Below are 7,324 nucleotides of genomic sequence, written 5' to 3' on the forward strand. Positions count from 1 at the left end.
TATTTGTATAACACGTATAACCCCCGATAAAATCCAATCTTCTTATATTTTTAAAAATCTTTCATGAAACAACCCTGGGATTTGCCTGCTTAACAAACAGGTGTTTATCGCTTAATACATTCAAGTATTGGTTCAATGTATTTCTTGTCAGTCCAGTCGCAGCTGCTGTCTCCGGCTGCCATTAATGCCTTTTCCCATATTTCGTAATCAGATGGATCTTTTTTTGCAACAGCCTTTCTAAGTAAGTTGCATAATATTCTATCTTTGAAAGACATTGCGTCCATATCCCATGCGCCGCGACAGTAAAAGACTGGAATATCAGATAAATTATCTTTCATGTTATGCGCTTTGATTTGCTGAAATGTATTTTCTTCATATGGAGATGCACCGCAACAAAATACAATGATCTTTTTGTCCGTTAATTTATTGATATTCTTTTTTAGAAAAGACAAGCCGGCAATACCGGAAGCATATATTCCTCCGCCTAAAATAATAGGATCATATGTAATAATTTCATTAATATCAGCTTTTTTTGTTTCTATACACTGAAACCCGATTTCCTCGGACAGCCATTCAGCGTATCTTTTTGTAGCGCCGTATTTTGATTGATATAGGATTACTCCGTTCATAAATTGATCTCCTTAAATTAGGATTAAAAATTCAATCTTCCCAAATTCCTTGATTTTTCAAGGCTTATCGCCTATCAAATATCAAAACCTTATGTATTTTCCCTTGTTTTTGCCCTTATGAGCCGAAACAAGGGAAATTTTTTATGCTTCGCCCACGACCTTATCCAAGAGCCTGGCGGAAGTCCGCTTTGCTTCTCTGGTAGAGTGAGCATAAATGTTCATTGTGGTACTGACATCAGAGTGTCCGAGAAGTTCCTGCACATCTTTGGGTTTTGCACCGCCTGAAAGCAGGTTGCTCGTATATGTGTGGCGGAGTGTGTGGAAATGGAAGTCCTCCAATCCCTCAACCTCTGCCTTTGCTTTGCGGCAAATCTGACCGACTGCACTTGCAGAAACAAAAGCACCGTCCTCCTTTAAGCAGACAAAGGATAATTCCCTGTCATTTTCGGGCGTTTCCTGCGTCCTTTGCAGACTGTAAACCTCGTAATAGGTACGCCCCTTTTCTTTGACTGCCTTGCAGTAGTTAAGATGATACAGTTCGCCATAGCGAAAACGGTTTTTATGCTGTTCTGTTTTTGCTTTCCGTAAGATGTCAGCCAATGTGTCGCAGAAATCAACGGTACGGACTTTACTGCGTTTTGTTGTGCCGACCTCGTGCTTATGCCTTGTGCCATTGTACCGCATACTGCGTCTTACGGTTAGATACTGCTCGTCAAGGTTGATGTCCTGCCAAGTCAGACCGCAGACCTCTCCGATACGCAAGCCTGCATAATAGGCTATCTGCACCGCAAGCAGCGCAGGGTGTTTCTTTGCAATTAAGAAGTCCGTCAGCTTTTGGTATTCCCCGTGTGTAATGGTAGGAATGGGAGTAATATCTTCTTCGCTGTCCGAGAAAATATCCGTTTCCTCTTTTCTGTCACGCAGCTTTACATACTGCATCGGGTTAAAGGTTATCAGCCTTTTCGGGAATACCGCAAAGCGGAATGAGTTTTGCAGCACCGCCGAGAATTGCAACATATAGCCTTTGCTCATAGGCTTTGAATTTGTACCGTCGGGATTGACCCCTCCGTAACTCATAAGGTCGATAAACGCCTGTAAATGGTCAGCGGTCACGGTTTTCAGTTTTCGGCTGCCAATGGGATATTTCTTAATCTTTTTGACTGCCGCCGTGTACGCCATAACCGTACCGTTGCTAAGACTGCCGGGCTTCAGTTCTTCCTCCACCCACATATCCAGCATTTCGCCTACCGTGATGTTTTCGGCTTTCCCGACAAACTTCTTTTCCTCATAGTCAGCGATTGCCTTTCTGAGCAGGGCTTCTGTTTCAGACTTGCTTTCTGTTCCCACAAACTCTTTCTGTACTTTTCTGCCGCTTTCATCTTCGATGTAGAAGCGTGCGTACCACTTTTTACCTTTTTTTCTTACAGAACCTTTTGCCATAGATAAATTTCCCCTTTCTATCCGTGGCAATCGGGACTGTGACATATGGTGTGCGTAAAGTAATAGTGTCACTTATGCCGAGGAATGTCAATCGGCATTTTCACTTGTCAAAGAGCCACGGAATTTTTCTTTTTCAGCAACCCTTTCTTCTGCTGCTGTCCCTATCCCGAACAGGTCGCCCATCTTTACAGCGGTGCGTCCCTCATCGTAGATATGTAAAATCCCATCTAAAAACTGTTTCATATCCTCGATAGGAAGTTCCATTTCTTTACGGTAAACTCTCTCCATAATCGCCCCTGACTCAATCGCATAGCGGCGTAAAGACTGCTTTAAGCCCTCGTCCTCCGCCACACGGTCAACCTCAGCCATAGCGTCTGCAAAGTGATAAGTCATAACCGTATAGAGGTCAATCATCTTTCCGAGGAATGTAGTGAGCAGTTGTTGGTGCGGTTCGCCCTTTACCACAGAAGAAACCGTATCAAGATATTTTTTGATATGTTCCTCCATATCCCTTGCACATAAAGTGCGGCTGTCATATTCCTTATCTTCGGAAAGTCCTGTCAACCATTCGGGAGTGGTAAGCAACGCTTCTGCCAGTCCGTTGATAATCATTGTGCGTTTCGGGTCTACTCCGTCCGCTTCATATCTCTGAATGGTAGATTTGTTTACTCCGACACGCTTACCAAGTTCGGGCATTGTTAAGTTTAATTCTGTTCGGCGTTCTTTTACTCGTTCACCGACCTGTTTTGCGGTGAATGTAATTTCTTTTTTCAAGGTTTTCACCTCCTATTGCTGATAGTATAGCATAACGAAACCTATTTTGCAACCGCAAATTTAAAAAAATGAAAAAATATTTCTTGATAAGTTGCAAAATAGGTTGACATTAGATAGCAAAATAAGTATAATAGCATACACATAGTTGTAAAATGCGTATTTTGAAAGGGGGTCGATAAAATGAGCAACATCAAAATGGGTTTAACCATAGAAGAAGCAGCAGAATGTACGGGTATCGGAAGAAATACAATGCGTAAGTTGGTCGACTGGGGCAAACTTCCCGTCCTCAAGGTCGGTAGAAAAGCGATTATCCGCAGGGATACTTTAGAGCGATTTATGAGCGTCAATCAGGGAAGAAACCTGCTGAATGAAAACGATGTCCGCAAAGTAGAATAACCATTCTCCAAGCCCTCGGCGTTTGAGAGCGAAATACACCCCTCGCACAAATCTTCGATTTGTACTCTGGGTATTTCGCCCTTGCAGGGGGCTATGTATCACAGCTTCGGGCAATGCACCGCCGCTATGATACAGAAGAAAACAGCACGCTGTTTTCTTCGCTGTCCGTCTGCTTGCGCCGCCGAAACAGCGGCAACCGATTTATCGGTTGCAAAAAGAGTATGCCCGTCACGGGAGGAAGGAGTTTATGGCAAGACACTCATTTATACAGATGTCGAAGCTACCCAATGTCAAGGGAAGAATATCCTATATCACAAGCCACGCAAGGCAGGAAAATCTCTATGCCACCTACCGCACCGCCGACAATGAATTTTGGAAAAACCTTGCAAGGGAAAGCCAGCAGGAATTTAATCGAAGCGGCACAGAGGGCAAATGTATCGAAGCAAGGGAATTGATTATTGCCCTGCCCGAAATTTATACAAGATATGAGCCACAGCAAGTGCTGGAGGACTTTACGGAGGAGTTTCGCAAGCGGTATGGTGTGGAGTGCGTGTCAGCCCTCCACCACAATAAACGCAAAACAAACTATCATATCCATCTTATCTTCAGCGAAAGAAAACTGCTCCCTGAGCCTGACATCAAGATAGCCACACGCAGCGTGTTCTATGATGAAACAGGCAAAAGGGTACGCACCAAGAAAGAAATCACAGGGGAGGACGGGCAGATACGAAAAGGCTGCACCGTCATAAAAAAGGGAGAAATTTATGAAAGCCACCTCTTTACCGTGAAAGATGATAAATTCAAAAGCGAGCCTTTTCTTCGGGAAGTGAAAGAGATTTATACCAACCTTATCAATCGCCATATTGCTGATCCCGAACAGCAGTTAAAGGTATTTGATAAGAACAGCGTTTATCTTCCCACAAAGAAAATCGGAAAGAACAATCCCAAAGCCGCAGAAATTGAAGCTGACAACACCGCAAGGCAAGAATGGAACAGGACAGCGGATATGGCGTTGTTATCGGGTATTTCCGAAGCAAAGATTTTAGAAGTTAAGCAGACCGAGATACACGAAAAAGCAAGTCAGTCCATCAAAATCAAGGGCTGGCTGCCCAATCTGTTCCGTGGGATTGTGGCAAAGGCAAAAGACTTCCTGCAAAACCTTATCCGAGAAAAGGATATGCCGCCCAAACCTACGTTTGATATTGATATGGCAGAATTCCGTCATATGCGAAATCTGATGATAAAAGTACAAGACAAAGCGGTAAAAATAAAAAACTTGCAGGACAAAGTTCTGCCGCAGTTGAAACAGCAGCTTGCCGATACAAAGGGGCTTTTCAAAGGCAAAGAACGAAAAGCGTTGGAGGCAAAAATCAAAGAAACCGAAGCAGAGATTGCCGACAGACTGGATAAAATCCCCGATACGCTCAAAGAGGACGGTTATCCCGATGTTCAGATATTTATGCGTACTTTCCGAGAAATGGAAAGCGTTGTGGAACAGTACAACCGTGACCTTGCCGAGTGGGAATACCAAGTCAGCAGGAAATCGACAGCCACCGCCAAAGAACAGCACAGACCGCCCGAAAAGCAGAGTGTGTTAAAACATCTGCGTGAGATACAGGAACGCAACAAGCAGAAACCACCGCAAAAACAGCGTAAAAAATCCTTAGACAGAGATAGCCGATAGGCATTGAAAAACACCACAAGGCGGTTTTCTTGCCTTGTGGTGTTACATACATCGGATAACACTCTTCAAAATTTATCATCTTGAAGAGTGTTTTTTCCTGTGTTAATCGTAAGATTATTTCTTTCTGTTATGAAAAAACACACAACTAACAGCCACAAATAATCCCAACAGAATCCACGGAAGTGCCGCTTGAAAAAATTCATACATTTATATTTACCTCTACCTTCTTACTTAAATTATTTTCTGTTGCTCTTATACTGACTATATTTCACAAAGAATATAGCGAATATCACAATGTACATGGTTAAAACCCCACCAACAAATGCAGCTATAAAATAATTGTGTGTGTCAAACAAGTTGGTAAGAAACTGCGGCAATAGTATGAGAAAAAATATAATCAACAGTGGCAACATTCTTCCCTTTAATACCCGCTGCATCATCTGAAGTCTTGATTCATCATCGCAAAAAATTTCTTCAGCTACACCATCGTCAGAAACTACTTTTCTAAAATAACTATAACCCAAATAATCCTGTATGTATTCCCAACCGCAGTCATCAAACATTTTCAAATATTCATCTTTATGAGTAAGTCCGTCTTTGTTATAATCCAGTTGATAGACCACATCTTGAGGAAGGCATTTTTCAAAATAATACATTCCCAAGCCAGTTACTTTAACAAATCGCCAACCTGACTTGTGCATTTCTCGCAAATAATCCTGTTCTTTTTCGTATTCAAATATTGTAAACCATTTGAATTGTTTTTTTGCTTCCATTCTACATTTCCTCCTGAGCTATCTTATATAAGCGTTCAATTCGTTTAAGTTCAATCCGTAAAACTTCTAACCCTAAATCTGTTATTTGATAGATTTTTCGTTTATCCTCTTCACGAATAAAATGAATTACATTGTCTTTTTCCATTTTTGATAAACTCCCGTACATCGTACCGGGCGTAAGTCTGATAGCACCATCTGTCATTTTTTCAACCATTTGAACAATACCATATCCGTGATTAGGTTTTCGTAAACACAATAAAATGAAAAAAGCAGTTTCCGTCATAGGAACATACACTTTTTTTATATGTTGATCCATTTCACATACCTCCCATCAATTCCAGTGCGATACATCGTACTTCGATATATATAGTATATCGCAGTACGATATGAAAGTCAATGACTTTCGCAAAATAAATAGATGGCAGAGAGAAAATCTCCCTGCCACCATTCTTTGGTTAGTTGAAAATTATATCATGATTTACGATTTCCATAACTCTGCTACGGATGTTATTCATCCGAGTGACCCACTCCATCGGATTGTCAGCTTTCAGTTGCTCGGTCACATTCTCTAACTTTGCAATCTGCTTTATCAATCTGTGAAACATTTGCTCTGCCTGTTGGTTAATATCTGCAAGATAGCAGTTAAGTGTACCATCAATCAGCATTGTGGTATAAAAGAACTGCTTATGTTCCTTTAGGTACTGTTTATGGCGTTGTCCCCACAAACCAATGGGCTGTGTTTCTTCTTCGGAAAGTATCAGACAAGGAATATAATAATTTCCTTGTAGTTCATACCAAAGACCGTTGCTTTCATCACAAATATACTTGTCCATAAAAAATCCTCCGTTATAATATATTCGCACATATATCACAGTTCTCCGATTGCCACACTTTGTTATATCTTGTTATGAGATTTTTATGCCCTTGATTTTGCCCTTATGATTGTTCAAAACAAGGGTAACATTGTGTGAAACCATATAAAGAGATAAGGTGTACTGATTGCGATAAATCCTTTATTTTCAAGGCTTTTGGAGGATTTTATTAAAACCCTATGAGGTGTGATAAACACCTGTAAAATTATGGGTTTCTAATTAGTATTGATACTATTATTGTTACAATTAAAGTTATACAACAACTTAACAAACTATAATTAAATACAAATATTGCAGATAACCCATTTATTAAACAATGAGTTAATATACAAGGAAATACACCTTTCGATACCTTTCTTATTGTTGCCAAAGCATAGCATAAAGTTAAACACATTATGTTGTTGATTTCTTAAAATAGCATATTTATGATCTACTTGCCTGTCAGCGGATTGCTCTGTATACTGTCATAAGACTACAGAAAGAAAAAGTCTCAGAGCACCCTCCCTGGAAAGTCGTGTACTCTGAGACCCGGTTATAAAAACCATGGTTATTATATCAGAATACACACTGACCTACAAGGCGGACTCCGGTGTTTTTTGTTATGAGCAGTGATGACACCCCTGTCTGCCCCGTCTGTGGCGGTACTTTGAAGTATCGCGATACCAGACTACGTATCCGGTGTTTTTTGTCAAGTACTTTTCCCTGAAAAAAGCGTCGGAATTCCCTTTTTTCAGCAAGGGATTTTCCCTGCCTTCA

At 41.0% G+C, this 7,324-nt stretch carries 8 protein-coding genes; 2 read left to right on the plus strand and 6 right to left on the minus strand.

Annotated elements, in window-relative coordinates:
* Positions 1-104: 104 nt before the first annotated feature.
* The 3 genes from B5G27_RS15660 to B5G27_RS15670 form a co-directional block, all read right to left on the minus strand.
* Positions 105-629 carry a flavodoxin domain-containing protein gene (locus B5G27_RS15660; RefSeq protein ID WP_087179776.1) on the minus strand — a complete coding sequence of 175 codons (525 nt, stop codon included), beginning with the start codon at positions 627-629 and terminating at the stop codon, positions 105-107.
* Positions 630-770: 141 nt separating this feature from the next.
* Positions 771-2,069 carry a tyrosine-type recombinase/integrase gene (locus B5G27_RS15665; RefSeq protein WP_087179777.1) on the minus strand — a complete coding sequence of 433 codons (1,299 nt, stop codon included), beginning with the start codon at positions 2,067-2,069 and terminating at the stop codon, positions 771-773.
* 87 nt (positions 2,070-2,156) lie between these two features.
* Complete coding sequence (locus B5G27_RS15670; RefSeq protein ID WP_087179778.1) at positions 2,157-2,843, minus strand: helix-turn-helix domain-containing protein; 687 nt, start codon at positions 2,841-2,843, stop codon at positions 2,157-2,159.
* 180 nt (positions 2,844-3,023) lie between these two features.
* Here B5G27_RS15670 and B5G27_RS15675 point away from each other — a divergent pair, with 180 nt between their 5' ends.
* Both B5G27_RS15675 and B5G27_RS15680 read left to right on the plus strand, forming a co-directional pair.
* Positions 3,024-3,239 carry a helix-turn-helix domain-containing protein gene (locus B5G27_RS15675; protein WP_004612412.1) on the plus strand — a complete coding sequence of 72 codons (216 nt, stop codon included), beginning with the start codon at positions 3,024-3,026 and terminating at the stop codon, positions 3,237-3,239.
* Between the two features lie 247 nt (positions 3,240-3,486).
* Complete coding sequence (locus B5G27_RS15680) at positions 3,487-4,923, plus strand: MobA/MobL family protein (protein ID WP_087179779.1); 1,437 nt, start codon at positions 3,487-3,489, stop codon at positions 4,921-4,923.
* A 236-nt stretch (positions 4,924-5,159) separates the two neighbouring features.
* Here B5G27_RS15680 and B5G27_RS15685 read toward each other — a convergent pair whose 3' ends face one another.
* The 3 genes from B5G27_RS15685 to B5G27_RS15695 form a co-directional block, all read right to left on the minus strand.
* Entirely contained in the window at positions 5,160-5,696 is a 537-nt protein-coding gene (locus tag B5G27_RS15685; RefSeq protein WP_087179780.1) for a DUF2812 domain-containing protein, read from the minus strand.
* A gap of 1 nt (position 5,697) precedes the next feature.
* On the minus strand, positions 5,698-6,012 hold the full coding sequence (locus B5G27_RS15690) for a PadR family transcriptional regulator (RefSeq protein WP_087179781.1): 315 nt from the start codon (positions 6,010-6,012) through the stop codon (positions 5,698-5,700).
* Between the two features lie 139 nt (positions 6,013-6,151).
* A complete protein-coding gene (locus tag B5G27_RS15695; protein ID WP_087179782.1) occupies positions 6,152-6,529 on the minus strand; it encodes a TnpV protein in 378 nt (125 codons plus the stop codon).
* Positions 6,530-7,324: the final 795 nt, after the last annotated feature.

This window comes from Lachnoclostridium sp. An76 (genome assembly GCF_002161355.1).
Classification (GTDB): Bacteria; Bacillota; Clostridia; order Lachnospirales; family Lachnospiraceae; genus Mediterraneibacter; species Mediterraneibacter caccavium.